Genomic DNA, 23,721 nt, shown 5'->3' with positions numbered 1-23,721 from the left:
ACATACGTCTCGTATGCTGTATGTTTCACATGCGCCCCGTATATCACATTCCGGAAGCGAACGAAGCCCCATCTGTCCGAAGCTCGCGCGGCGCTGCCGGACACGCCCCTACAAAGGATCATCCCATGTCGAAACGCGATGCTGTTTTCCCGCCCGATCGCCACGCCCTCTACGAGGCGCACGGCTATTCACCGGCGATCCGGTCGGGAGAATTTCTCTTCGTCTCCGGACAGGTCGGCAGCCGGCCCGATGGATCGGCGGAACCCGACTTCGCGGCGCAGGTTCGGCGAGCCTTCGCCAATCTGGAGGCGGTCCTGGCAGCGGGCGGCTGCAGCTTTGACGACATCGTCGACGTGATGACCTTCCACACCGATCCCGAAAACCAGCTCCCGGCCGTCATGGAAGCCAAGAACCGCGTCTTTCCCCAGTCGCCCTACCCGAGCTGGACGGCGATCGGCGTCACCTGGCTGGCCGGATTCGACTTCGAGATCAAGGTCGTCGCCCGCATTCCCGCGTCCTGACCGACGAGGTCGGCGAGGACGACACGCTGCGCGACGATCGGCCGGACTGCCGTATCCGGCCGCGCGCCTGCTCCGGGGGAACGACGGCTCAGTACCGATTGAGCCCCAGGGCTGCTTCCATGGCCGTGAAGTCGCGGTCATTGTGCAGGAGCGTCACTTTATGGCGGATACACCAGCTGGCAATGATGACGTCGATCGTGCCACGAACCGTGATCCCGCGTCGTCGCAAAGTGCGGTAGTTGTCTGCGGCCGCATGGGCCATCTCCGTCCCGCAGAGGGTCTCATTGCGGCAGTTCGCCATGATCTCCACGACATCGCGGCGCTGTGCATCGAGGCGGATGCCCTGTAATACTTCGACGAGGATCAGGTCGCCGACAATGATGCGTCCATGACGCAGAGCATGCCTCACCTGAAATCTAATCTCGCTGTCCGTGCCGCGGAGATAGTCGATCCAGGCCGAGGTATCGCAGAGGATCATCGCCCGCGCCGCAGCGCGTCGAGGTCACCCTCCCATTCGATCTGCCCTTCTAGAGCCAGCAGCTCGCGTTGTGCCGCATCGTAGCCTGCCTCCACCTTGCGCGTTCGCACAAGCAGTTCGAGCGCTGCCGACACGGTCTCCCGCTTTGTCGAATAGCCGCCGGCTGTCATGGCTGCCTGCATCAGGTCATCGTCGATCTCGATATTGGTCCGCATGCCGGCCACTCCCGATGTGTATAAATCCGTCAAATATACACATCGTCCGGCGAAAAAACAACGCCCTTCCCCACCGCCCGCCGCCGTGGCAAAAGCTCCCCATGCTGCAGATCACCGACCTTTCCGCGCGCGTCGCCGGACGCCTCCTCATCGACCATGCGACGCTGACGCTGCCGGCCGGCACCAAGGCGGGGCTCGTCGGGCGCAATGGCGCGGGCAAGTCGACGCTGTTCCGGGTCATCACCGGCGATCTCGCCTCGGAAAGCGGCAGCGTGTCGTTCCCGAAGAACACGCGCATCGGCCAGGTCGCGCAGGAGGCGCCGGGGACGGAAGAGTCGCTGCTCGAGATCGTGCTGAAGGCCGACGAGGAGCGGCTTTCCCTTCTGGCCGAGGCGGAGACGGCGAGCGATCCGGCGCGGATCGCCGACATCCAGATCCGCCTTACCGACATCGAGGCGCATTCGGCCGAGGCGCGGGCGGCGGCGATCCTGTCGGGTCTCGGCTTCGACGCCGCGGCGCAGGCTCGGCCGGCGTCGAGCTTTTCCGGCGGCTGGCGCATGCGCGTCGCGCTGGGCGCCGTTCTCTTCTCGCGGCCCGACCTCCTCCTCCTCGACGAACCGACGAACTATCTCGATCTCGAGGGCACGCTCTGGCTCGAAAACTTCGTCGCACGCTATCCCTACACCGTCATCATCATCAGCCATGACCGCGACGTCCTCAACAATGCCGTCAACGCCATCGTCCATCTCGATCAGAAGAAGCTCGTCTTCTACCGCGGCTCCTACGACCAGTTCGAGCGCCAGCGGGCCGAGAAGATGGAGCATCTCGTCAAGGCCAAGGTGAAGCAGGACGCCGAGCGCCAGCACATGGAGGCCTTCGTCGCGCGCTTTCGCGCCAAGGCGACGAAGGCGCGCCAGGCGCAGAGCCGGCTGAAGGCGCTGGAGAGAATGAAGCCGCTGGCCTCGGTGATCGAGGAAGGCGTCGTGCCCTTCTCCTTCGAACCGCCGGAAAAGCGCCCGGCCTCGCCGATCATCAAGATGGAGAAGGTTTCCGTCGGCTATGGCGACGCCAAGCCCATCCTCTCGAACCTGACGCTGCGGATCGACACCGACGACCGCATCGCGCTGCTCGGCGCCAACGGCAACGGCAAGTCGACCTTCGCCAAACTCCTCGCCGAGCGCTTGACCGAACAGTCGGGCGAGGTGACGCGGGCGCCGGGGCTGAAGATCGCCTTCTTCGCCCAGCACCAGATCGACGATCTGCGCCCGGCGGAAAGTGCCGTGCAGCATGTCCGCCGGCTGATGCCCGAGGCGCCCGAGGCCAAGGTGCGCGGCCGCGTCGCCAAGATGGGGCTCGCGACGCAGAAGATGGACACGCCCGCCGACGACCTTTCCGGCGGCGAGAAGGCGCGGCTCCTGATGGGGCTCGCCACCTTCGACGCGCCGAACCTCTTGATCCTCGACGAGCCGACGAACCATCTCGACATCGATTCACGCGAAGCCTTGGTGCGCGCGCTGAACGACTTTCCGGGCGCCGTCATCCTCATCAGCCATGACCGCCACATGGTCGAGGCGACGGTCGACCGTCTCTGGATCGTCGGCGAGGGCACGGTGAAACGCTACGAGGGCGATCTCGACGAGTACAAGCAGCTGATCCTCTCCGCTCATCGCGGCGGGGACGGCAAGACTTCCACCGACGAGAGCAAGACCACGAAACTCGACCAGCGCCGCGACGCCGCGCAGAAGCGCGAGACGCTGGCGCCGCTCCGCCGGGAGATCAAGGCGCTGGAGTCGAAGATGGCAAAACTCCAGACCGCGATTGCCGATCTCGACGAAAAGCTTGCCGACGTCGCGCTCTACACGCGCGATCCGGCCAAGGCGAGCGACTACGCCAAGAAGCGCTCGGATGCGGTGAAGAGCCTCGGCGAGATCGAAGAGGACTGGCTCGCCCGCTCCGAGGAACATGACGGCGCCATGGCCCAGTGATGCGGCGGCGGCGTGATGGGGGGAACCCGCCAACCCGCCACCCTTATGCCGAGCCTTCTCAAAATAGGGTCGGTACGACGGGGACGCCGCGCGGACTGACCGCATTCGCCGCGCTCAAGTGAGGGATGGGAGAAGCGGAGCGCCGACGCTGCTTCTTCGCCCCTGCGGGGAGAAGTGGCCGGCAGGCCGATGAGAGGCGCCGAAGGCGAGACCGGCCAAGTGCACCCGCAACCGCCGCCGCCTTGTCCCGCTGCCGCGACCCTCTTCCCGGCGAAGAGAAGAAGCAGCGTCGGCGTCGCCCGTATTGTTTCCGTTCGAGAATCTGACCCCATCCGCAAAAGCTGCGAGCGGCAAACCGGAGGCGAAAAGCGTTCCGAAGTCTTCTTGCCGGCCGATCCTGCGGAAAGTCGGCGGCCGCTCTATCGCCCGCCGCTCTCCTCCCCCACTCCGCCGAGCCGGCGCGCCTGCTCCACCCATTTCTCACGCCCTGCCCGGCCGCGGAAGCCGGAGAGCTCGTCGGCCCAGCGGATCTCGTCCGCAGTCCAGGCGGCGATCTGGTCGAAATGGAAGATCCCGGCGGCGAAAAGCAGGCGCTCGATCGAGGGGCCGATACCGGAGATTTTTGTGAGATCGTCGGGGACGCCGTCGCGAGGCGCGTCGAGGCTCATCGGAGCAGCCTGGAGGATCGCGTCTCGGGCCTCGATCGCATCGGGATGCACCGGCTCCGGCGGCGGGGACCCCTCGATGATCCAGGCGGCTCCGTCCGACGCGGGCGTCTCGTCGGTGCCCTCTGCGCCGGCCGACGTTGGCGGGACACTGCCGCCAGCACCCGGACCGTCGCTCGCCGGAGAACCAGCGGTCGCCCCCGGACGGTCAGTGCCATCCGCGCCGCCAGCATCGGTTCTGTCGACAGCGGCATTCGCGCTGTCGGCCGTCGCATGCCCTGCGGCGCTTGCGCCTTCGGCAGCAGCCGGGCCGCCCGCGGCGCCGGCCCCAGCACCGTCAGCACCCGCCGCCCCGTCTTGCGGCGCACCGCGCAGCGGCGCGGCGCCGCCGCCTCCCTTGAAGGCTGCCGGACTGTCCATCGGGACGGCGATGCGGTGGTCGCTCGCCGCGTCGGGAACGGTCCAGCCGTCGTCGGGCGAGTCGGCGCCCGCGTGCGGCCAGGCGGGCTTTGGCTTCAGACCGAAGTCGACGCTCTTCACGTCGCCATCGAAGGCGGCCGAGCCGTGCTTTTCCGCCAGCGCGTCGACAGGACGATGTTCCCGCTCGGATGCCGTCGGCGTCGGGCCGCGCGGATCGGGGTCGCCAAGACCTTGTGCCGCTTCCGGCTCGGCAGCCGTGGCGCTCTCGCTGCCTGTAGCATGCGGCGTGCCCGCGTCGGCATAGGCGACGCCGTCCACCGGCGCCCTCCCCGCGACGGACGCCGACACCGCGCTGCCGGCAAAGCTCCCGAACACGGCCGGCAAGGCTGGCGCCTCGGCCTCAGCACGATCGGTATCGGCGCGCTTTTCGTCGGCGCCCTTCGCGACAGCTGCGCCAGTGGAAGCCGGCGCCGGTCTGTCCGCTCCATCGGTGTGAACATTGGCCGCGACGGCGAAATTGCTGCCGCCCGTCTCCATGCCGGTCTCGCCGGCGATCGCCCCGGCCAGAACAACTTCCGCAGAGGGATCGGCGGCTGGCTTACGGATTTTCGAGCCGCCGACGCCAGGGGACGGGGCATCGGTCCGCCGCCGCCGCGACGCCCGCCCGCTCAGGGCACCGAGCCCGAAAGCGGCTGCCAGGATGAGAAAGATCCGCGCAAGAAATATCAACATGCAATGTCCCGCTCGTTTCGACAACGCCTGCGACAAGACCTAGGGCATGGGCGGGATGACGGAAGTCGGGCGCGCCGATGAGTCTTCAGTCGGGCACCAGCCATGGGCCGTCCGCCGGCCAGAAGAGCGGCGGCCAGCGAGCCGGGCGTCAGCCGAAGCGACCGAACAGGAAGCCGCCGGCCAGCGCGACGATCACGAAGGGCCAGATCTCGAGGGCGAGGGCCAGGGTGGCTTGCATGGGTCTCTCCGTCTCCGGCCGGCGACACGGCCGGCGCGGCAGTGCAGATCTTGCTTGAGCGCCCCGCAGCGTCAATCCAGAAGCGCGGCCGATCTCCATCAGAACGGCCGCATCCTTTCTCGGACAAGGCGGCCGGCGCCCACCTAGAGCCGGAACATCTTGCCGCCGAGATCGCGGAAATCGCGTTCCCGGCAGGTGAGGACGACGATCTGCATCGCCTCGGCCGCCTTCTGGAGGACCAGATGCATGCGCTTCAGGCGCTCCTCGTCGGTGTTGACGAGCGCGTCGTCGAGGATGACCAGCGCGGGGTGTCCGCCGCGCTTCAACACCGTCGCGAGCGCCAGGCGCGTGACGACGGCGACCTGTTCGCGCGCGCCGGCCGAAAGGCGCTTGAACTCCTCGGCGACGCCGCGCCGGTTCAGCCCGGTGATGGCGAGCGTCGCGTCGTCGAAGGCAATCTCGCTTTCCGGGTGGATCAGCTTCAGGAACGGCGCGACCTGCGCCTTGATCGGCCCGAGCCAGTGTTCGCGCGCGTCACGCTGCGCGGCGCAGAGCTCGGTGTGGAGGAGCTTCGCGGCGGCGGCCTCCAGCGTGAGCCGACGCACGCGCGACTCGAGCGTCTCCGTCTCTCCCTCCAGCCGCGCGATGTCCTCGCCGAGCGAGGACAGGCCTTCGGCCCGGAGCTCTCCCTCCAGCGCCGAGGTCTCCTCCTTGAGGCCCGAGACGGTGCGACGGATTTCGTCCAAGGCGCGGCGCCTGGCGGAGAGCGAGCGGAGGACGGTCTCGGGGTCCGCCGCGTCGAGGGCGTGGCGGCGCAGCGCGACGACGGCAGCTTTCGCGCTGCGGTCGACATCGGCGGCGGCGAGATCTTCGCTGAGGGCGGCAGCGGTTCGCGCCTGTTCGGCCGCCGCCAGCTGCGCCGCCAGATCGGCCACGCTCCGCGCGAGATGCTCGGCCTCGGCCTCGGCCTTGGCGAGGCGCTGGTCGAAGGTGGCGGCAAGTTTTCGCGCCGCTTCCACGGCGGCGTCCGCGGCGGCGCGGCGCGCCTCGGCCTCGCGCCGCCGCGTGCGGGCTTCGGCGGCAGCGGTGGCCCCATCGGTTGCGCCCGCGTCGCGCTGTGCCTCTTCGGCCGCCGGCAGTTGCGCCAGCGCGGCGGTCTGCGCCGCCAGGGCCGCGGTGGCCGCGGCCATGCCTTCCGGCAGAAGGGTTTCAAGCTGCGTCTTGACGAGCAGCGTCGCGCTCGCCTGCTCCTCGGCGGCCCGAAGCTTCTGGCGACAATCGTCGAGGCTTGCCACGCGGTGGCGCGCGAGGAGGGCTGCGAGCGCCGCCGCCGCCTCGTCAAAGGCACGGCGCAGTTGCGCCGCGTCGCCGCCCGGCTCGATGGTGATGCGGCCGAAGCCGGCGAGGTCATAGGTGCTGCGCGCCAGCACCGGCAGCGCCGCGCCGGCCGGAATCTCGGTGCCGTCGGCACCGCGCGCCGAACACCCCGTGTCCGGCGAAAAAGTGACGGTCGGCGCCGTCGCGGCCATGCGGATCTCGGCCTCGCGCCGGTTCTGCTCGGCAGCCTCGAGGCTTTTCAGCGCGGCGCGGTCGAGGCGCTGGGCTGGAACCGCGCCGAGCTCGCGAAGCCGGGCCTCCAGCGCGGCGGCCTCGGCAATGCGCGCTTCGAGGCGGGCGATCTCGGCCAGCACCCGTGCCCGCTCGGCCCCGGCAAGGCTCGCCTCGTTCGCCGCTTCGGCCAGCGCGAAGGCGGCGCGGGCGTCGGTGCGCGCTTCCTCCAGCCGGGCGAGTTCGGCGCGTTCGGCCTGCTGCGACCGGCGGAGGTCGAGGAGCCCCGTCGTCGCCGCATCCCGGCGTGCCGTCGCCTCGGCCAGCGACCGCTGAAGGCGCTCGCGCGCGGCAAGGCGCTCCGCGGCGGCGGCCCGGCGGGCTTCCGCCGCCTCGAGATCGCGTTTTGCGCCCTCGTGATGCGCGGCAAAGCCTTCGACGGCGCGCGCCTCGGCCTCGACCGCCTCGACCGCCGTTTCGGCCGCGGTCACCGCATCCTCGTCGAGATAGGTCTTCAGGACCTCGCGGCGGCGGCGCAACCGCTCGATCTTTTCCTCGTAGGCGTCGCGCGCCGCGAGCCGGTCGGCGAGGTCCGCCTGCAGCGCCTGCAGCCGTTTCTCCGCCTCTCGCAAGGGTCCCGAATCCTTCACCCGTCCGCCGGCGGTGAAGAAGACCGCCTGCCGCGCCTCGGCGGCACCGAGCAGCGCGCGCCCGCGCTCGCCGCCGAGGATCTGGCCGATCTCGCCTTCCAGCGAGGCGGTGACGGCATTCTTGCCGACGCCGAGGTCGAGATCATGCTCGTGCGAGCGGCCCTGCTCGACCCAGAGCAAGCCGAAAGCGCCCTGGTGCTCGTCGCGCTTCAGCTTGGCGCCGCTGGAATGGGCGAAGCCGAGGAGTTCGGCGAGCTTGTCCTCGACCGCATCCCCCGACAGCGACCCGCCCGGCCAGGCAAGCGACGCTTCAGGCCGCTGCAGGAAGCCCTTGGAAAGGCTGTAGGACGTCCCGCCGGTGGTGAAGTCGACGCTGATCTCCGGCCGCACCGTGCGGCCATAGGGGGCGAGTGCCTTCACCGCTTCGCCGCCGGCCCGGTGTTTCTGGAAGAAGGCGGCCCGCAGCGCGACCAGAAGCGTCGACTTGCCCGCCTCGTTGTCGCCGACGATGACGTTCAGCCCGGGCTCGAAGTCTTCGAGCGACACGGCGCCGAGGCCGGCGAAATCCTTCAGCGACAGCGCAGTGAGATACATCAGCCGGCTCCTGCGGGCGCTGCCATCCCGGCGCCCGGATCCTCGGGCGCCGGCTCGGGCGCAGCGGAGGAAAAGTCCGGCGCGGCCCCATCGGGCCGAGAGGCGGCCGCGTCGGTCGCCGGCGCGTCCTGTGCCGCGGAGCTTCGCGTCCCGCCAGTCTCTCCGCCGCTGCCCGTCGCGGGCGGCGCCGCCAACGGGCGCGCCGGCGCCGCGGGCGCGAGGCGGACATGCTCGACATAGGCGATGCGCAGCGCCAGTGCCGCCGCCGCGCGCTCCGGATCGGCCGGATCGGCAGCCTTCCGGCGCAAGCGATCGATGGCGGTGCGCACGAAGCCGGCGACGTCGATGCGGTCGAGATCCTCCTCGTCCGGCGCGTCGACGAGCCCGGCATCGTTGACGCGCAGATCGAAGAAGCGCGCGCCCCAAAAGGCGAGCCGATCGTCGAGATCCACCCGCCCGCGCAGCGGCAGGCTGCCGGACAGGCTGACATTCACCAGCGTCTGCCCCGGCCGTTCGATGGCGCCGAGCACGTCGTCGAGCTCCGCCGCATCGCCGAGAAGCGAGACCGCGCGCGACGCCCAGGCAAAGCCCGCGACCGCCACCGCCTCGACGCGCGGCCGAGCGCCCGGCGCGTCGATCTCGACGATCGCGACATGGCCCGGCCGGTTGGCGGGATAGCGGTCGGGCTCGGGGGTGCCGCTATAGAAGGTTCGCGGCGCGATCTCGAGAAATCCGTGCCAGTCACCGAGGGCGAGATAATCGAGCCGCGCCCGGTCGGCCCGGTCGTCGGCGATCGGATTGCCGCTCTCGGCCTTTTCAGGCAGGCGGTTGGCGACCGAGCCGTGGGCGAGGCCGACGCGGATGGCGGCGCCCGGCGTCTCGGCCCGGTCGAACCAGGCGGTCAGGTCGGCGCCCTCATGCCGGCGCACCAGCGGTGCCGGCAGAACGACCATCCGCCCCCCGGCGAGGAGGATCGGCTCAGGCGCATCGGCGACGATGACGTTTCCCGGCAGGCCGAGCCGGCGCAGCCGCGACCAGACCGAGACGCTGAGCGCGGCATCGTGATTGCCCGGCAGCATGACCCAGGGCCCGGCAAAGGCCGCCATCGCTTCCAGCGTGCGACGGATCTCGCGGTCGCTGACGGTATTGTCGTCGAAGGCGTCGCCGGCGACGAGAACCGCATCGCACTGCCGCTCGGACGCGAGGCGCGCGAGCCGCCCCACCGTCTCGAAGCGCTTGCCCTTCAGCTCGCCGCGCTTTTCCGCGTCGAAGCCGCCGAACGGCTTGCCGATCTGCCAGTCGGCGGTATGGAGGAAACGGATCACGATCGCTCAGAAACCTTGGCTGCCGGGCCCCCTTGCTGCGCAAAGCCGGCGGCGAAGGCAAGGCAGGCGCGCAGGGAAGCGAGGATTTCAACCGGTTTCTTCAGGCCGGATGCCCAGCGCCCGTTTGTGTTCGTCGTCGCCGCTATCGACCGGCAGGCGGCGGTCATGTCCCGGCTTGTCCGAGCGCCTCCCGCAGGACGACCGCGATCCGCGGATCGTCCATCTGCGCCACATTGAAGCGCATCCAGTCCGCCGCTGTCTGCGACGGGCTGAAGACATTGCCGGGCGCGAGGACGACGCCCTGTCGAAACGCCGCCTTGGCGACGTGGGCCGCGTCCCTGTGTCCGGGGAGCCGGCACCACAGGAAGAAGCCGCCCCGGGGCACCGTCCAGGGCACGATGCCGAGCGATTCCAGCGATGCACCGACGCCTTTGCGACACCGGCTCAGGCGCAGGCGCAGCGCTGCCAGATGCTTGCGGTAGCTGCCATTGTTCAGGGTGTGCAGGATCAGGTCGGCGGCGATCGGGCTGGGGCCGCCAAAGTTGGTCGCCACCTGAAGATCGATCAGGCCTTCGATCCATTCGGGACGGGCGGCGATGTAGCCGCACCGGATCGACGCCGACAGCGTCTTCGAGAAGCTGCCGACGCGCACCACGTCTACCAGTCCGTCGAGGGCGGCGAGCCGGGGCGAGAATTCGGCTTCGAAATCGCCGAAGATGTCGTCCTCGATGATGGTCATGCCGTGGGCGGCGGCCGCGGTCAGAACGCGGTGCGCCGTCTGTGCCGACAGGGATGCTCCGGTCGGGTTGTGGATCGCCGAATTGGTGATGTAGAGGCGCGGCCGGTGCCGCTCCACCGCAGCGGCAAACAGCGCAGTATCCGGGCCGGTCCGAGTATAGGGCACGCTCACGATGTCGACGTGGTGCGCCCGCAGAAGCGCCCGGAAGTTGAAATAGCAGGGGTCGTCGAGCAGCACCTTGTCGCCCGGCCGCAGAAAGAACCGGCAGAGCAGGTCGATGGCCTGCGTCCCGGTCGACGCGAGGAGGATCTGCTCGGGGTTCGCCGCGATGCCCTCCGCCCCGAACTGGCGCGCCAGATGACGCCGAAGGTCCAGGGAGCCGCGCGCCGCCCCGTACTCGACCAGGGTCCGGCTGCCCGCCTTCGCCTCCTCTCGCAGGGCGCGCCGGATGGCCGCGTTCGGCATCCAGTCGGCGGGCAGCCAGCCGCACCCCGGCCGGAGCATGCCCGGACTGGCATCGAGCGACAGGCGCGACACCCACAAGGGGTCGATCTCCCGGTCGCGCGTCTGTTCGGCATCGGCAAGGACCAGCGGCGGCGTCGCTCCGGCAGCGTAAAATCCGGAACCGGGTCGCGACCGGATCACGCCCTCCGCCGCCAGACGGTCATAGGCTTCCACCACAGTCGAAGGCGACACGCCCATGGTTTTTGCGAAAGCCCGGATGGATGGCAGTTTATCCCCGTCCGTCAGCAGCCGCCGCGCCATCCGCCGCCGGATTTCATCGACCACCCTGCCGGTCTGCGAGACAGGCGGCTCTGACGGCTCAAGCATGGGACCCAACTGTGCTGCTGACGAAGGCAATACGGATATGCGCGACTGTACCGTACTGTCGCTACCTCTGTCAGGCGGGTCCGCCTAGCTTCTCCCCCATCATAAACGGGGGGATCGGCATGGAACGCACGACGGCAGGCTGGGGAAGCGGGCTTCTCGGCGTCATCATTTTCAGCGGCTCGCTGCCGGCGACGCGCGTCGCTGTGGGTGGTTTTTCGCCGCTCTTCCTGACCTCGGCCCGCGCCGTCATCGCGGCGCTTCTCGGCTGCGCCCTGCTGCTCATCCTGCGTCAGCGACCGCCCGCACGAACCGATATCCTGTCGCTCGCGGTCGTCGCGGTCGGTGTCGTGGCCGGCTTTCCGCTCCTGACCGCGCTGGCGCTCCAGCACATCACCCCGGCCCATTCGATCGTCTTCATCGGACTGCTGCCGCTGGCCACCGCGATCTTCGGCGTGTTGCGGGGCGGCGAGCGGCCAAGGCCGGTCTTCTGGCTGTTCGCGCTCATGGGCGGCCTGTCCGTCGCCGGCTTCGCGCTCTGGCAAAGCGGTCCGAGCTCGCTGACGGGAGACCTCCTGATGGTCGCCGCCATCCTCCTCTGCGGCCTTGGCTATGCCGAGGGCGCGACGCTCTCGCGTCGCCTCGGCGGCTGGCAGGTCATCTCCTGGGCCCTGCTTCTGGCGCTGCCGCTGATGGCCGCAATCGCCCTGGCGACGCTGCCCGTCAGCTGGCATGTCATCACCGTCCCACAATGGTCGGGCCTCGCCTACGTCTCGGTCTTCTCGATGCTCGTCGGCTTCGTGTTCTGGTATCGGGGCCTCGCAATCGGCGGCATTGCCGGCGTCGGCCAGCTCCAGCTGCTGCAACCCTTCTTCGGCCTGGCTCTCGCCTGGCTTCTGCTGGGCGAGCCGGTTGCCTGGTCGATGATCGCCGTTACGGGTCTGGTCCTCATCTGCGTGTTCGGCGCCAGGAGGTTCGCCCGCTGAGCGCCGCTGCCGCGCCCCCACCTTGACCCGCCTGCCCCGCTGCCGCACTTTCCCGGGCCAATCCGGGAGGACATCATGGCGGTCTATGCACTCGACGGGCAGGCGCCCGAATTGGCCGGGGACGTGTTCATCGCCGACGGGGCGCGGGTGATAGGGCGGGTCAGGCTGGGGGCCGGCGTCGGCATCTGGTTCGGCGCGGTGCTGCGCGGTGACAACGAGTGGATGGCGGTCGGCGACGGCACGAACATCCAGGACAATGCGACGCTCCACAGCGATATCGGCTTTCCCCTGACCATCGGTGCCGGCTGCACGGTCGGTCACGGCGCCATCGTGCATGGCTGTACGATCGGCGAGAACACGCTGATCGGCATGGGCGCGAACATTCTCAACGGCGCGGTCATCGGCGCCCATTCGATCGTCGGCGCCAACGCGCTCGTCACCGAGGGAAAGGTGTTTCCCGACCATTCGCTGATCGTCGGCGCACCGGCGAAAGCCGTGCGCGAACTCGACGCCGCCTCGGCCGACGCCCTGCGCGCCTCGGCCGCGCACTACTGCGACAATGCCCGGCGCTTTGCCGCGGGGCTCAAGCGGATCGACGTCTGACGGGCCGGAGGAGCACCCCGTAGCTGAGGCGCTCGGCATCGCAGCGGCGAAGGTGTCCCCGCCAAAGCAGGTGGATGAGAACCAGTTGACCCATGGCCGCGGACGCAAGCGAAGGTGGCGGGTCAGAGGCAACGTCCCAAACAGTCCCGGAAACACCGGAAGCAGCTAGCGATAGCCACTGGAGGACTGGGGCTTTCGACCCACTGCTGCCAATGCGGCTGATCCCTGCGAACGCGAGCGTCGGGCGAAGAGCGGACCGTCCGCTCCGAACCCCAGACCCGCGAAACCCGCCATCCGGCCACGGTCCTTCGGCGACGTCTCACAACGATAGCGAGTTAGGCCTGCGAGACGCTTCTCACTCGCGAGCGGCATGTTCGTGATACGTCGACAGGGGATCGGCAGGACCTGGCAGATCGGCTCGAACCGTAACCCGTTTTGCTAGATGGGATTACCGCCCGAGCGAAGCGGGATAAGTCGTATCCAGAATAAGGCGGTAAAGGATTGCAAATATGAGTCCGCAGATAAGCCAGGCGAGGACAACATCCGAAAGGAAATGTCCGCCGAAGGCGATCCGGGTCAGCGATAACGATCCAGCATAAACGAGAGCCGCTGCTATGGCAGCCAGCCTTACGGGCTTGGGCGTAACGAGGGCCGCAGCGACAAGCCAAGCTGACGAGGAAGCCTCTCCGCTGACAAACGAACAGTTTCCCTCGCACCAGTCGCTGATGACCCACACCATCTGGTGTACTGCGTCCCCACCAAAGACGTCGATCTGGATTGGTCGGGGTCGGCCCCAGTGCGCCTTCAAGAGGCCGTTCACAATGAGCCCTGGACCAAGAGCTAGTCCCGACAGCAGCCAAACTGGCTTCCGTACTCGAGACCAGATCAAGGCACCGTTGATGGCATCGCGGAGAATGCGGACCAATATAATGACAATAACCCCGGCCAAGACCCAAGGACCACTGTTACGGATCCACTGCAGGTTTGAATCGGCGGACAAGATAAAACCGTCGATGGGGCTGAAGAACCAGCGGCTGACAACCAAATCGACCTCTGGAAAGCTCCAGAAAAACAGGCTGGTTGCCAAAATGCCAAAAGAGAACGCGATAATCGGGTAATTAGGTAGTGTCCGCGCTCGTGGTGGAAATTCCGACATTGAAAGGTGTGGCTGAGGCGGTCACCGGATAGGGCGGCTAAGGTGGAGTTGCGAGACTTCAACCTGACCGGAGAACCCGATGACCGAGGACAGACTACCGCTTGCCGAGCTTTTTGCGAAAGCCGGGGACGGCGATTTCCTGAGAACGATAGCCGAGAGCGTGATGCAGCTCCTTATGGAGGTCGACGTTGAAGGCATGATCGGCGCCGGGCGCCACGAACGGACGCAGGAACGGGCGACTTATCGCAATGGCTACCGCGACCGCTCGCTCGACACGCGGCTCGGCTCGTTGCAGCTTCGGATACCCAAGCTTCGGCAGGGCAGCTACTTCCCGCCGTTCCTGGAGCCGAGAAAGCTCTCGGAGAAGGCCTTGGTTGCCGTCATTCAGGAAGCTTGGATCAGCGGCGTTTCCACCCGGCGGGTCGACGATCTGGTACAGGCCATGGGGCTGTCGGGGATCGGCAAGAGCACCGTATCGAAGCTGTGCAAAGACATCGACGAACGCGTCGGCGGCTTCCTCGACCGTCCTCTCACTGGCGACTGGCCCTACCTCTGGCTGGATGCGACCTACCTGAAGCAGCGCGAGGGTGGACGCATCGTTTCGGTCGCCGCCATAATCGCCGTGGCCGTGAACACGGACGGCAAGCGCGAGATCGTCGGCCTTCACATCGGCCCCTCGGAAGCGGAGACGTTTTGGTCGAGCTTCCTCAAGAGCCTCGTGCGCCGCGGCCTGTCCGGCGTGAAGCTCGTGATCTCGGATGCTCACGAAGGGCTGAAAGCCGCCATTCGCCGGGTGTTCAGCGCCTCCTGGCAGCGCTGCCGGGTGCATTGGATGCGCAACGCCCTGTCGTATGTCCCGAAGGCGCAGCAGAGCATGGCGGCGGCCGCGCTGCGCCAAGCCTTCGCCCAGCCCGATCGTGCTAGCGCCAGCCAGGCGCTGCGCCACGTCGCCGACCAGCTTCGGGGAAAGTGTCCAAAGCTCGGGGCCTTCATCGACAACAGCGAGACCGACGTGCTGGCGCACATGGATTTTCCCAGTCAGCACCGGACCCGGATCCATTCGACGAATTCCCTGGAGCGCCTGAACAAGGAGGTGAAGCGGCGTGCCGACGTCGTCGGAATCTTCCCGAACGAGGGATCCATCATCCGGCTCATCGGCGCCGTCCTTCTCGAGGCCAACGACGAATGGCAGATCCAGAACCGCTACATGCAGACCGAACCCATGGCCGACCTCATGGCCATGGGCAACACTGCAAAACCCGAACAGATTTCCACCGAAGTCGCCTGAAACGGAGCCGCTTCAGCTACACTCAATTTCCACCACGTTGACGGACACGACCGGTAATTACCCACCCCCTTGTCACGGGCCGAATTCCCTGAATCCATGGACGGATGGATCGCGGTGATTTGCAGCGTCTGACGAAGGAAGAGTTGATCGATCTGGTGCTGAAGATTCAGCGTCCGGAGAAGACGTCACGCACATCCTCGAAGCCTCCGTCTAGTGACCGCAAGGAGCGCCGTGAGCAGGCAAGACCTGGCGGCGCCAAGCCCGGTCACGAAGGCCACAGCCGAGCGATGGGTGAGGATTTCGATCGGCTCGTCGATCACCGTCCCGAGCAATGCTCCTGCTGCCAGGCAGCCCTGGCCGATAGCCTTCCCGCGGAGATCGGCGGCACGTACGAGACGGTCGATCTGCCGGAGATCAAGCCGTTCGTGACGCGTCATCGCCGGCTTTCGGTTTGTTGTCCTTCCTGCGGCACGCTTGTCTCAGCGGGATTGCCCGATGCGGCAAGGGGGACGCCGTTCGGGCCGCGGCTGCATGCGGTGGCGACCTATCTTAAGACCTTCCAGGCCCTGTCCTATGAACGGCTTCAGAAAGCTCTGGCCGATCTCTTCGGCTTGCAGATCAGCCAGGGCGGGCTGATGAACATGCTGCGCCGGGCGCAGGGCACCTTCGTCGCCGACCGCGATCTCGCCATTGCCGCCCTGCGCCGCTCCAAGGTGGTGGCCTCGGACGAGACCGGCGTTCGCATCGAAGGCAGCAACGCCTTCCAATGGGTGTTTCGCTGCGATGACGCAGTCGTCCATCGTGCCGCTCCGACCCGTGGTGCCATCGTGGTCAGGACCCTGATGGACGGGCACCGGCCAAAGGTCTGGTGTTCCGATCGCTACTCTGCCCAGCAGGGACATGCCGACGCCCATCAGACCTGTCTGGCTCATCTGGCCCGCGACGTCGCCTACGCCGAACAGGCGGGCGAGGATCTGCTGCCGTCGCGGCTGCGGATCTGGCTGTCCAAGGCTTTCGCTTTGGCCAGCGGCATCACGACCTTCGCCGCATCGACCATCGTCGCCAAGCGCCGTGCACTGGAGCGAAGTCTTTCCGAGATCCTCGCCGCACCGACCTCCTGCCCTTTCGCTCGAGTGGTCCAGCACAAGTTCAGGCGAGCGCGCGACCAGCTCCTGACCTTCACTCTCTGGACCGGGATGGTCGAGGCCACCAACAACGGCTGCGAGCGCGCCCTGCGACCGGCCGTGATCCAGCGCAAGGTCACCAACGGCTATCGATCCATGTGGGCCGCCGAAGGCGAAGCTGACATCCGAACCGTCGTCGATACCGCCCGGCTGCGCCAAGGGGGCAACGTCTTCAACACAATTCTCGAGACGGTAGGCGCCTGACATTCTACGGAATGCGGGGGTGGGTAATTACATAATCGGAAGGTGTGATTTCGCGCCGGATGAAGCGGGATTGGATAGGGATATGCTCATAGCCGCGGCGCATGCGCTGGCTAACTTGCAGAAAACTTGCAGATTGGGGCCCTGCGAGTTCTCGACGAAGCCGCTGGAGCTGAGCAGCGCACGTGTCGGGCTTTCTGGCTCGCGTGCGGCGACCCCTCGCCACGATCACTCCGGCGCAATCGGCTTTCGACAGCTCTGCGAATTCCGAGAGTTGTCGCCCGCCAGTCCGAGATGATCTCGCCCACCGTTCTCGACTTGAAGTCGCCCGCGAGGGGACGGCGCTGCTGGGCTGTCTAGAGCCGCTCCTTTCGCTTATCTGAGACGTCGTCGCCAGCCGGCACGTGGTCGTCGATACAAGACCTACGCCAACGCGATACGCGATCGCCGCATCCAGAACCCGATCGCATCGAGCTCTGCGGCGACAGCATGCGGCAGACCCGCCCCGGACCGGCAATGAGAGATTGACCGGGCAAGCTCTGGGTGACAGGAAAATCAGCGGCCAGCGGCGCTCGAAGGGGCGGGCGACATCATCCCGGGATCCCGGGCGACTAAATCTCGGAAATGCCCGGGCGGCTTCGTCGCAATACACACAGCCCGTCAGCAAAGTGGGAGCTTCATGTTGACCAGCCGACGTGAGGTCATGGGGAGTCGTGATGCGAATTCTGGTCGTCGAGAATGACCGCTTGCTTTCCGAGGCCTTGGGGCGACGGCTCACCGAGGCCGGTCATGCGGTCGATGTGTTCGCGACCGTCGCGGACGCCGAGGCGGCGTGGAAAATAGCGGCATACGACCTTTGCATCGTGGACGTCATGCTCGACGATGGCGATGGGCGGGCGCTGGTTAGGTCTGCCCGTGCCGCCGGTCTGCGCACGCCGACGCTGATGCTCACCGCGCGGGACGAGATCGGGGACCGGGTGGCTGGATTGGATGCGGGGGCTGACGACTATCTCGTCAAGCCGTTTGCAACCGAAGAGCTGTTGGCAAGACTGAGGGCGCTGCGACGACGCTTCCCGGAAATCACGGCTACCGAGTTGCGCATAGGGAATCTCCTCTACGATCCTCATAGCACGAGCCTGACTGTGGCTGATCGAGACGTCAGGCTGACGGCTCAGGAACATGCCGCCCTCGACAAGTTGATCCGTGCCGGCGACCGGGTGACGCCCAAGCGGATGCTGGGCGAGCATCTCTATGCGCTTCATCAGGATTGGTCGGACAACGCGGTCGAGACGCTGGTTCATCGGCTTCGCAGGAAGCTTTCGGACGCGGGGGCGACGGTCGAGCTCAAGGCGCTTCGAGGCCTGGGCTATATCCTGTGCGAGACCCGATCGTGAGACGGACCTACCGCCTCGATGTGAGGCTCGCGGTCATCGTGACCGCGATGTCCGCGTTGACCCTTATCGGTGCCGGTACGATCCTGTCCCTGGAGTTCACGCGCGGCCAATTCGGGATAGAAGAACGCGGTCTCTCCACTCAAGTCGAGGAATGGGCGGGATTGCTTCGGCACAACCCTGGCGGCACGGTCGTGTTCGACCGCCCGACCGAGCCATCATCAGAGATCGACCCACCCTATAGCGGACTTCTGTCAGGCACACGGCCAGTCTACGGCTACACCGTCACGGATGCGACAGGGAAGGTGCTGGATCGGTCCGACGCCAATGCTCCAGCCGGACGCCCCGGACCAGCAGACCCAGAACCCGTTCTTTTGATCGGACCGACGCTCGACGGCACCGGACCAGTCCTCATCGCCGAACTTTTTGTGCCGGAGTTTGGAGTGTGGCTCCGACTGGCACGACCGCGTTCGGATGTCACCGCTTTGACCAATACTTTCTTTGCTCAATCTCTCGAAGAGCTGGGGTGGGCGGCGCTGGCAATGCTTGTTGTCATGGTGCTCACCGCAGTGAGCATCGTTCGCTTCAGTCTACTGGGACTTCGACAAGTGGCCGCGCAGGCCGAACGGATCACCTTTGACAACTTGGGGCATCAGCGGCTCGCCGGCTCGGTCGTGTCCGTCAACGTGGTGGAAATTGGGGTGTAACTGAAGCGGCTCGGTTTCAGGCGGCTGCGGTGGAAATACGTACGGTTTCGGGCTTGGTGCTGTTGGACATGAGTTCGGCCATGGGTTCGGTCTGCATGTAGCGGTTTTGCGTCTGCCATTCGTCGTTGGCCTCGAGGAGGACGGCGCCGATGAGGCGGATGATGGAGCCCTCGTTCGGGAAGATGCCGACGACATCGGCGCGCCGCTTCACCTCCTTGTTCAGGCGCTCCAGGGAATTGGTCGAATGGATCCGGGTCCGATGCTGACCGGGAAAGTCCAGATGCGCCAGCACGTCGGTCTCGCTGTCGTCGATGAAGCTGCCGAGCTTGGGACACTTTCCCCGGAGCTGGTCGGCGACGTGGCGCAGCGCCTGGGCCGCGCCGGCGCGATCGGGTTGGATGAAGGCCTGGCGCAGGGCCGCAGCCGCCATGCTTTGCTGCGCCTTCGGGACATAGGACAGGGCGTTGCGCATCCAGTGGACGCGGCAGCGCTGCCAGGAGGCGCTGAACACCCGGCGGATGGCGGCCTTCAGCCCTTCATGGGCATCCGATATCACGAGCTTCACGCCGGAAAGGCCGCGGCGCACGAGGCTCTTGAGGAAGGTCGACCAGAAGGTCTCCGCTTCCGAGGGCCCGATGTGAAGGCCGACGATCTCGCGCTTGCCGTCGGTGTTGACGGCGACAGCGATTATTGCCGCCACCGAGACGATACGGCCGCCTTCGCGCTGCTTCAGGTAGGTCGCGTCGAGCCAGAGATAGGGCCAGTCGCCGGTGAGCGGGCGATCGAGAAAGCCGCCGACGCGGTCGTCGATATCTTTGCACAGCTTCGACACCGTGCTCTTGCCGATCCCCGACAGTCCCATGGCCTGCACCAGATCGTCGACGCGACGCGTGGACACGCCGCTGATCCAGGCCTCCTGGATGACCGCGACAAGCGCCTTCTCCGAGAGCTTTCTCGGTTCCAGGAACGGCGGAAAGTAGCTGCCTTGTCGAAGCTTGGGGATGCGAAGCTGCAAGGAGCCAAGCCGGGTATCGAACGAGCGGTCCCGGTAGCCGTTGCGATAGGTCGCCCGTTCCAGGGTGCGTTCATGGCGCCCGGCGCCGATCATGCCCTCCACGTCGGCCTCCATGAGAAGCTGCATCACGCTCTCGGCTATCGTCCTCAGGAAATCGCCGTCTCCGGCTTTTGCCAGAAGCTCGGCAAGCGGTAATCTGTCCTCGGTCATCGGGTGCTCCGGTCAGGTTGAAGTCTCGCAACTCCACCTTAGCCGGCCAATCCGGTGGCCACCTCCGTCGCACCATCTGAGATCCGAGTTTCCACCACCAGCGCGGACACTACCCGCCGGCTCATCGGCACCTGCGGAGGTTCAGCCGTTGATTGCCGCCGTCAACCATGCCCTGGACAGCATAAGGGCCGGTGCCGTCGCTCAACGCGATTTCTCCATTCATGCCGCTCATGAACTGAGGACGCCGCTTGCCGACCTCAAGCTACGGCTGGAAAGCCTTGCATCTGATCCCGACCGGGATGCGGCCATGCAAGACATCGATGCAATGGCCCGTCTCATCGAGCAGCTGCTGCACATCGCTCGGTTGGATGGCAGTACGGTCTTCTCCCTGCATTCGCTCTACCTCGGCGAGACAGTTGCCCAGGTCCTGCATGAGGCGGCCCCGCGGCTGGTGTCGGCCGGATGGTTGCTTGAGGCGGACGGCCTAGATTTACCTGTCCAAATAATCGGAGACTCGACACTGATCGCCCTCATCATGCGTAATCTATTGGACAATGTTCGCAAACACACCCCGGCTGGCACCAGTGTAAAGGTCTCTGTCTCCAATGACGGAACACTTCTATTTACCGATACGGGTCCGGGGTTGCCGCGAGAATTTCCCTACTCGACCTTTGCGCGATTCGTCCGGGGTAATGACGATGCTCGTTCCGGAAGCGGACTAGGACTTTCGATATGTGAAACTGCCATGCGGCGCATGAGTGGAACCTTCAGGCTGGAACCCACAGTGAGCGGGGCAGCATTTCGAATGACCTTCAGATTGGACCGAGATCCTCGTTAGGCGCTCGATGCTGGACGAATGATAGATAACGACGAATCTTCGGCGCAACCGGGGCAGTGGCGGTTTGTGGGAAAGGTTAGCGGCATGCCCGGCAAGATTGGATGTCCGCCTCTGGAAGGCGCTGGATCGCGCCAAAACGACCATAGGGGGCGCATAGCCGCCGTTGAACGCCAGTCCTGGGAATGACGGCTTCCACCCAGCCCAGCCATTTCCTAGCGCTCCTGGCGAAGTCCATTTGGTGGCGTTCGCCACCGCGTGACGGAAAGCACTTGGCCCGCGGCGGCGCGGCGGCCGGCTGGCCAGAACCGGCAAAACGCGGCAGAAGAGGCCTGCCCCATCCTTTGCCGGAAAACGCCATGACCGCTCCGCTCTTCTCCGCCCTCGCCCGCTCGCTGCCGGCGACGATCCCCTTCGTCGGGCCGGAGGCGCTGGAGCGCCGGACGGGCGTCGCCTTCAAGGCACGGCTCGGGGCGAACGAGAGCGTGTTCGGGCCCTCGCCGAAAGTCGTCGCGGCGATGGCGGCGGCGGCGGCGGAAAGCTGGGCCTATGGCGATCCCGAGCAGTTCGCGCTGAAGGCGGCGCTCGCCTCCCATCACGGGTTGAAACCGGAGAACATCACCGTCGGCGAGGGCATCGACGGGCTGCTCGGCCATCTCGTGCATCTCGCGACGGAGGCCGGCGACAGTGTCCTCACCTCGCGCGGCGCCTACCCCACCTTCAACTATCACGTAGCCGGCCGCGGCGCCGTCCTCGACACCGTGCCCTATCGCGACGAAAGACCCGCGATCTTCGAGGACATCGACGCCCTGCTCGAGCGGGCGCGGGAGACACGGCCAAAGCTCCTCTACTTCGCCAATCCCGACAATCCGACGGGGTCGTTCCACGCGGCATCGGAGATCGAGCGGCTGATCCGCGAGACGCCGGAGGAGACGATCCTCGTCCTCGACGAGGCCTATGGCGACATGGCGCCGGAGGGCGTCTTGCCCCCGGTCGATCTCATCCGGCCGAACCTCGTGCGTTTCCGGACCTTTTCCAAGGCCTATGGCATGGCGGGAGTGCGGGTCGGCTACGCCTTCGGCGATCCCGGCTCGATCGGCCAGTTCGACAAGGTGCGCAATCATTTCGGCGTGTCGCGCATGGCGCAGGCCGGCGCGGTGGCCGCGCTCGGCGACCAGGAGTTTTTGCGCGCTACGGTGGCAGGCATCGCTGCGGCACGCACGCGGCTTTCAGGCATCGCGTCTGCCGCGGGGCTGCAACCGCTTCCCTCGGCGACGAACTTCGTCGCCATCGACTGCGGCCGGGATGCCGCCCATGCCAGGGCGATATTGGCGGAAATTCTGAAGGAGGGCGTCTTCATCCGCATGCCGGGCATTGCCCCGCTCGACCGGATGATCCGCGTCAGCGTCGGGCGCGAGGCCGACATGGTCCTGTTCGAGGCGGCGCTGCACGTCGCCTTGCAGAGAGTGGGCTGAGCACCGGCGTCGCGCCGGATCGTCGCGACGGACCGACGGCATCAGCGATGGAAAGCTCAGTGGAAGGCGATCCATTCGCGGGCGGCGCGCAGCGCCTTGGCGAGTTCCAGCTTCGTCATCTGCTCGGCGACCTGCTGGCGATGATAGGCCGCGTCCTCGGCGCCGCCGCGGTCGGCAAGGTTCAGGTACATGTGCGCGGCGACGAGATCGACGGCGCCGTCGCGGCCGGAGGCGCAGAGGATGCCCATCTGGAAGAGGACGTCGGCGCTGGGGGTGAAGGTCGCGCCGATGGTGCCGGTGGAGTGGTCGGTGAAGTCGAAGCGGGCCATGGTCTTTTCCCTGTTGTCTCGGTTGTTCCGGGCGGCTCGATCCGCCCTGTTTGGATGTCCCGAGAATGCCGGCTTCGCTTGAACACTCCGCTAAAAGGCGTGGCTAATTTGAATTAAATGCTTCGGTCATCTCTTGATAACACTTCAAAGACAGGAAACGCCGACGCCTTGTATTACAGTCCTTTGGCCCCGGATTAACAAACTGTCACCTTGTCGGGCGTGAACTCTTCCATAACCATGTCCCGGCTTCGCCGCAAAAACACGTCGAGAGAGAGCATGGCCGAAATCCGGACAGAAGGCCCGGCAGATTTCGCTTGGCCACCCGGCCCATCCTGGTTTACGCTTACGTCAAGGGAACCCGAGAGAGCAGCTCATGCCGCCGGCTTCCCCTCTGTCTCGGGAGGACACCGCATGAAGACCACTTCCATCGCCTTTGCCGCTCTGTTGCTCGGATCCCTCGCCGCCAGCGCCGCCGAGCCGGTCGTCGGCACCTGGACCACCGCCAGCGGCGAGACCGCCAAGATCGCCAGCTGCGGCAAGGCCTATTGCATCACCCTCCTCACCGGCCAGTCGAAGGGCCGCCAGATCGGCAAGATGAGCGGGTCGGGTCAAAAATACTCCGGCGAGATCACCGACCCCAAGGTCGACAAGACCTATGCCGGCAGCGCCACCGTCACCGGCGCGTCGATGAAGCTCACCGGCTGCGCGCTGAAGATCTTCTGCAAGTCGCAGACCTGGTCGCGGCAGTAGGCCACCTCACCGGCAACCGAAGGTGCACGGCGTCCGACGAGCCTACCGGCTACGAAGAAATCCGGTGGGTGATACCCGGACGCCGTCGACATGCCAGTCAGACATTGCCCAGCTTTTCCTGGATGCGCTGAAAGTAGGCCGATGACTGGGCTAGTTCTTTTGCCGCGTTCTGCAGGCCATTCTTCAGCGACCTGATCTCGAATTGTGACTCGACGACTTCGGTATTGGATCTCTGCAAGGCATTCTCGAGCGAACGGGCATGCATCTCGCTCTCGGCGAGGTTTATCTGCAGCGAATGAATGCGCGACTTCAGCGCCGCACGCTCCTTCTCGACCCGTTCGATAAAGGAGCGTGCGTCCGCTTCGATCGCCACGAACCTCCGCTCGTACTCCTTGATCAGTTCGGCGGCCCGCTCGACCATCTGAACGGCATTCGCGCCATCGACCGACGATTGGCTCGACATCCTGCCTTGAGTGGCAGCGAGCGCATGCGAAGGCATCAGTGACGCCTCTGGAGCAAAGACATCTGGACCATCCCAGATGCCGGGTTCGTCCGAACCCTTCATCGAGCGATATCGCCCTGGAAAGACTGGTATCGCCTCTTCCATCTTCAATTCTCCGACGTCACACCCTGATTGAACATGCGGCTGCATC

General features: G+C 66.3%; 22 protein-coding genes. 11 read left to right on the top strand and 11 right to left on the bottom strand.

Annotation, left to right across the window (positions count from 1 at the left end; genetic code table 11):
* Window positions 1-125: 125 nt before the first annotated feature.
* Complete coding sequence (locus Sa4125_RS06600; protein ID WP_224005067.1) at window positions 126-521, top strand: RidA family protein; 396 nt, start codon at window positions 126-128, stop codon at window positions 519-521.
* A gap of 88 nt (window positions 522-609) precedes the next feature.
* Here Sa4125_RS06600 and Sa4125_RS06595 read toward each other — a convergent pair whose 3' ends face one another.
* The gene (locus tag Sa4125_RS06595) at window positions 610-999 is read right to left on the bottom strand and encodes a PIN domain-containing protein (protein WP_224005064.1); all 390 of its coding nucleotides are present in this window, start codon (window positions 997-999) and stop codon (window positions 610-612) included.
* On the bottom strand, window positions 996-1,214 hold the full coding sequence (locus Sa4125_RS06590) for a type II toxin-antitoxin system VapB family antitoxin (RefSeq protein ID WP_224005060.1): 219 nt from the start codon (window positions 1,212-1,214) through the stop codon (window positions 996-998). Before Sa4125_RS06590 ends, Sa4125_RS06595 begins: the two co-directional genes overlap by 4 nt.
* A 101-nt stretch (window positions 1,215-1,315) precedes the next feature.
* Between Sa4125_RS06590 and Sa4125_RS06585 the strand changes: the two genes are divergently transcribed.
* Window positions 1,316-3,199 (top strand): ABC-F family ATP-binding cassette domain-containing protein, encoded by a 1,884-nt coding sequence (locus Sa4125_RS06585; RefSeq protein ID WP_224005057.1) that lies wholly within the window; start codon window positions 1,316-1,318, stop codon window positions 3,197-3,199.
* A 419-nt stretch (window positions 3,200-3,618) separates the two neighbouring features.
* Here the strand turns inward: Sa4125_RS06585 and Sa4125_RS06580 are convergent, their stop codons facing one another.
* From Sa4125_RS06580 to Sa4125_RS06560, 5 genes are all read right to left on the bottom strand, one after another.
* Window positions 3,619-5,016 (bottom strand): hypothetical protein, encoded by a 1,398-nt coding sequence (locus tag Sa4125_RS06580; protein ID WP_224005054.1) that lies wholly within the window; start codon window positions 5,014-5,016, stop codon window positions 3,619-3,621.
* A gap of 381 nt (window positions 5,017-5,397) precedes the next feature.
* Window positions 5,398-8,046 (bottom strand): ATP-binding protein, encoded by a 2,649-nt coding sequence (locus tag Sa4125_RS06575; protein WP_224005051.1) that lies wholly within the window; start codon window positions 8,044-8,046, stop codon window positions 5,398-5,400.
* Window positions 8,046-9,371 (bottom strand): DNA repair exonuclease, encoded by a 1,326-nt coding sequence (locus tag Sa4125_RS06570; protein WP_224005048.1) that lies wholly within the window; start codon window positions 9,369-9,371, stop codon window positions 8,046-8,048. The genes Sa4125_RS06575 and Sa4125_RS06570 overlap by 1 nt, the downstream gene beginning before the upstream one ends.
* Window positions 9,368-9,538, bottom strand: a complete 171-nt coding sequence (locus Sa4125_RS06565) for a hypothetical protein (protein WP_224005045.1) — start codon at window positions 9,536-9,538, stop codon at window positions 9,368-9,370. The genes Sa4125_RS06570 and Sa4125_RS06565 overlap by 4 nt, the downstream gene beginning before the upstream one ends.
* Window positions 9,535-10,941: a PLP-dependent aminotransferase family protein gene (locus Sa4125_RS06560; protein WP_224005042.1), complete on the bottom strand. Its 1,407-nt coding sequence runs from the start codon at window positions 10,939-10,941 to the stop codon at window positions 9,535-9,537. Before Sa4125_RS06560 ends, Sa4125_RS06565 begins: the two co-directional genes overlap by 4 nt.
* 119 nt (window positions 10,942-11,060) lie before the next feature.
* On the opposite strand from Sa4125_RS06560, the gene Sa4125_RS06555 reads away from it, so the two are divergent.
* On the top strand, window positions 11,061-11,924 hold the full coding sequence (locus Sa4125_RS06555; RefSeq protein WP_224005040.1) for a DMT family transporter: 864 nt from the start codon (window positions 11,061-11,063) through the stop codon (window positions 11,922-11,924).
* Window positions 11,925-11,999: 75 nt separating this feature from the next.
* Window positions 12,000-12,527, top strand: coding sequence for a gamma carbonic anhydrase family protein (locus Sa4125_RS06550; protein WP_224005037.1), 528 nt, complete (start codon window positions 12,000-12,002; stop codon window positions 12,525-12,527).
* A 448-nt stretch (window positions 12,528-12,975) separates the two neighbouring features.
* Here the strand turns inward: Sa4125_RS06550 and Sa4125_RS06545 are convergent, their stop codons facing one another.
* Window positions 12,976-13,683 carry a phosphatase PAP2 family protein gene (locus Sa4125_RS06545; RefSeq protein ID WP_224005034.1) on the bottom strand — a complete coding sequence of 236 codons (708 nt, stop codon included), beginning with the start codon at window positions 13,681-13,683 and terminating at the stop codon, window positions 12,976-12,978.
* A gap of 79 nt (window positions 13,684-13,762) precedes the next feature.
* Between Sa4125_RS06545 and Sa4125_RS06540 the strand changes: the two genes are divergently transcribed.
* From Sa4125_RS06540 to Sa4125_RS06525, 4 genes are all read left to right on the top strand, one after another.
* Window positions 13,763-14,971: an IS256 family transposase gene (locus tag Sa4125_RS06540; RefSeq protein WP_223998301.1), complete on the top strand. Its 1,209-nt coding sequence runs from the start codon at window positions 13,763-13,765 to the stop codon at window positions 14,969-14,971.
* Window positions 14,972-15,075: 104 nt separating this feature from the next.
* Window positions 15,076-16,359, top strand: coding sequence for an IS66 family transposase (locus tag Sa4125_RS06535; protein ID WP_223998294.1), 1,284 nt, complete (start codon window positions 15,076-15,078; stop codon window positions 16,357-16,359).
* Between the two features lie 713 nt (window positions 16,360-17,072).
* Window positions 17,073-17,750: a response regulator transcription factor gene (locus tag Sa4125_RS06530; RefSeq protein WP_224005031.1), complete on the top strand. Its 678-nt coding sequence runs from the start codon at window positions 17,073-17,075 to the stop codon at window positions 17,748-17,750.
* Entirely contained in the window at window positions 17,747-18,454 is a 708-nt protein-coding gene (locus Sa4125_RS06525; protein WP_224005029.1) for a hypothetical protein, read from the top strand. The genes Sa4125_RS06530 and Sa4125_RS06525 overlap by 4 nt, the downstream gene beginning before the upstream one ends.
* 16 nt (window positions 18,455-18,470) lie before the next feature.
* Here Sa4125_RS06525 and Sa4125_RS06520 read toward each other — a convergent pair whose 3' ends face one another.
* On the bottom strand, window positions 18,471-19,679 hold the full coding sequence (locus Sa4125_RS06520; RefSeq protein ID WP_223998612.1) for an IS256 family transposase: 1,209 nt from the start codon (window positions 19,677-19,679) through the stop codon (window positions 18,471-18,473).
* A 148-nt stretch (window positions 19,680-19,827) separates the two neighbouring features.
* Here Sa4125_RS06520 and Sa4125_RS06515 point away from each other — a divergent pair, with 148 nt between their 5' ends.
* Together Sa4125_RS06515 and Sa4125_RS06510 are read left to right on the top strand one after the other, a co-directional pair.
* Window positions 19,828-20,517, top strand: a complete 690-nt coding sequence (locus tag Sa4125_RS06515; protein WP_224005026.1) for a HAMP domain-containing sensor histidine kinase — start codon at window positions 19,828-19,830, stop codon at window positions 20,515-20,517.
* 356 nt (window positions 20,518-20,873) lie between these two features.
* Entirely contained in the window at window positions 20,874-21,989 is a 1,116-nt protein-coding gene (locus Sa4125_RS06510; protein WP_224005023.1) for a pyridoxal phosphate-dependent aminotransferase, read from the top strand.
* A 56-nt stretch (window positions 21,990-22,045) separates the two neighbouring features.
* Here the strand turns inward: Sa4125_RS06510 and Sa4125_RS06505 are convergent, their stop codons facing one another.
* Entirely contained in the window at window positions 22,046-22,318 is a 273-nt protein-coding gene (locus Sa4125_RS06505) for a sel1 repeat family protein (protein WP_224005020.1), read from the bottom strand.
* A 411-nt stretch (window positions 22,319-22,729) separates the two neighbouring features.
* On the opposite strand from Sa4125_RS06505, the gene Sa4125_RS06500 reads away from it, so the two are divergent.
* Window positions 22,730-23,068 carry a DUF2147 domain-containing protein gene (locus Sa4125_RS06500; protein WP_224005017.1) on the top strand — a complete coding sequence of 113 codons (339 nt, stop codon included), beginning with the start codon at window positions 22,730-22,732 and terminating at the stop codon, window positions 23,066-23,068.
* 97 nt (window positions 23,069-23,165) lie between these two features.
* Here the strand turns inward: Sa4125_RS06500 and Sa4125_RS06495 are convergent, their stop codons facing one another.
* Entirely contained in the window at window positions 23,166-23,675 is a 510-nt protein-coding gene (locus Sa4125_RS06495) for a hypothetical protein (RefSeq protein WP_224005014.1), read from the bottom strand.
* Window positions 23,676-23,721: the final 46 nt, after the last annotated feature.

Origin of the sequence: Aureimonas sp. SA4125 (assembly GCF_019973775.1) — a bacterium.
In the GTDB taxonomy this organism is placed as follows: Bacteria; Pseudomonadota; Alphaproteobacteria; order Rhizobiales; family Rhizobiaceae; genus Plantimonas.
The sequence above is the reverse complement of the archived record's forward strand: the minus strand, read 5'-3'. Positions and strand labels throughout refer to the sequence as shown.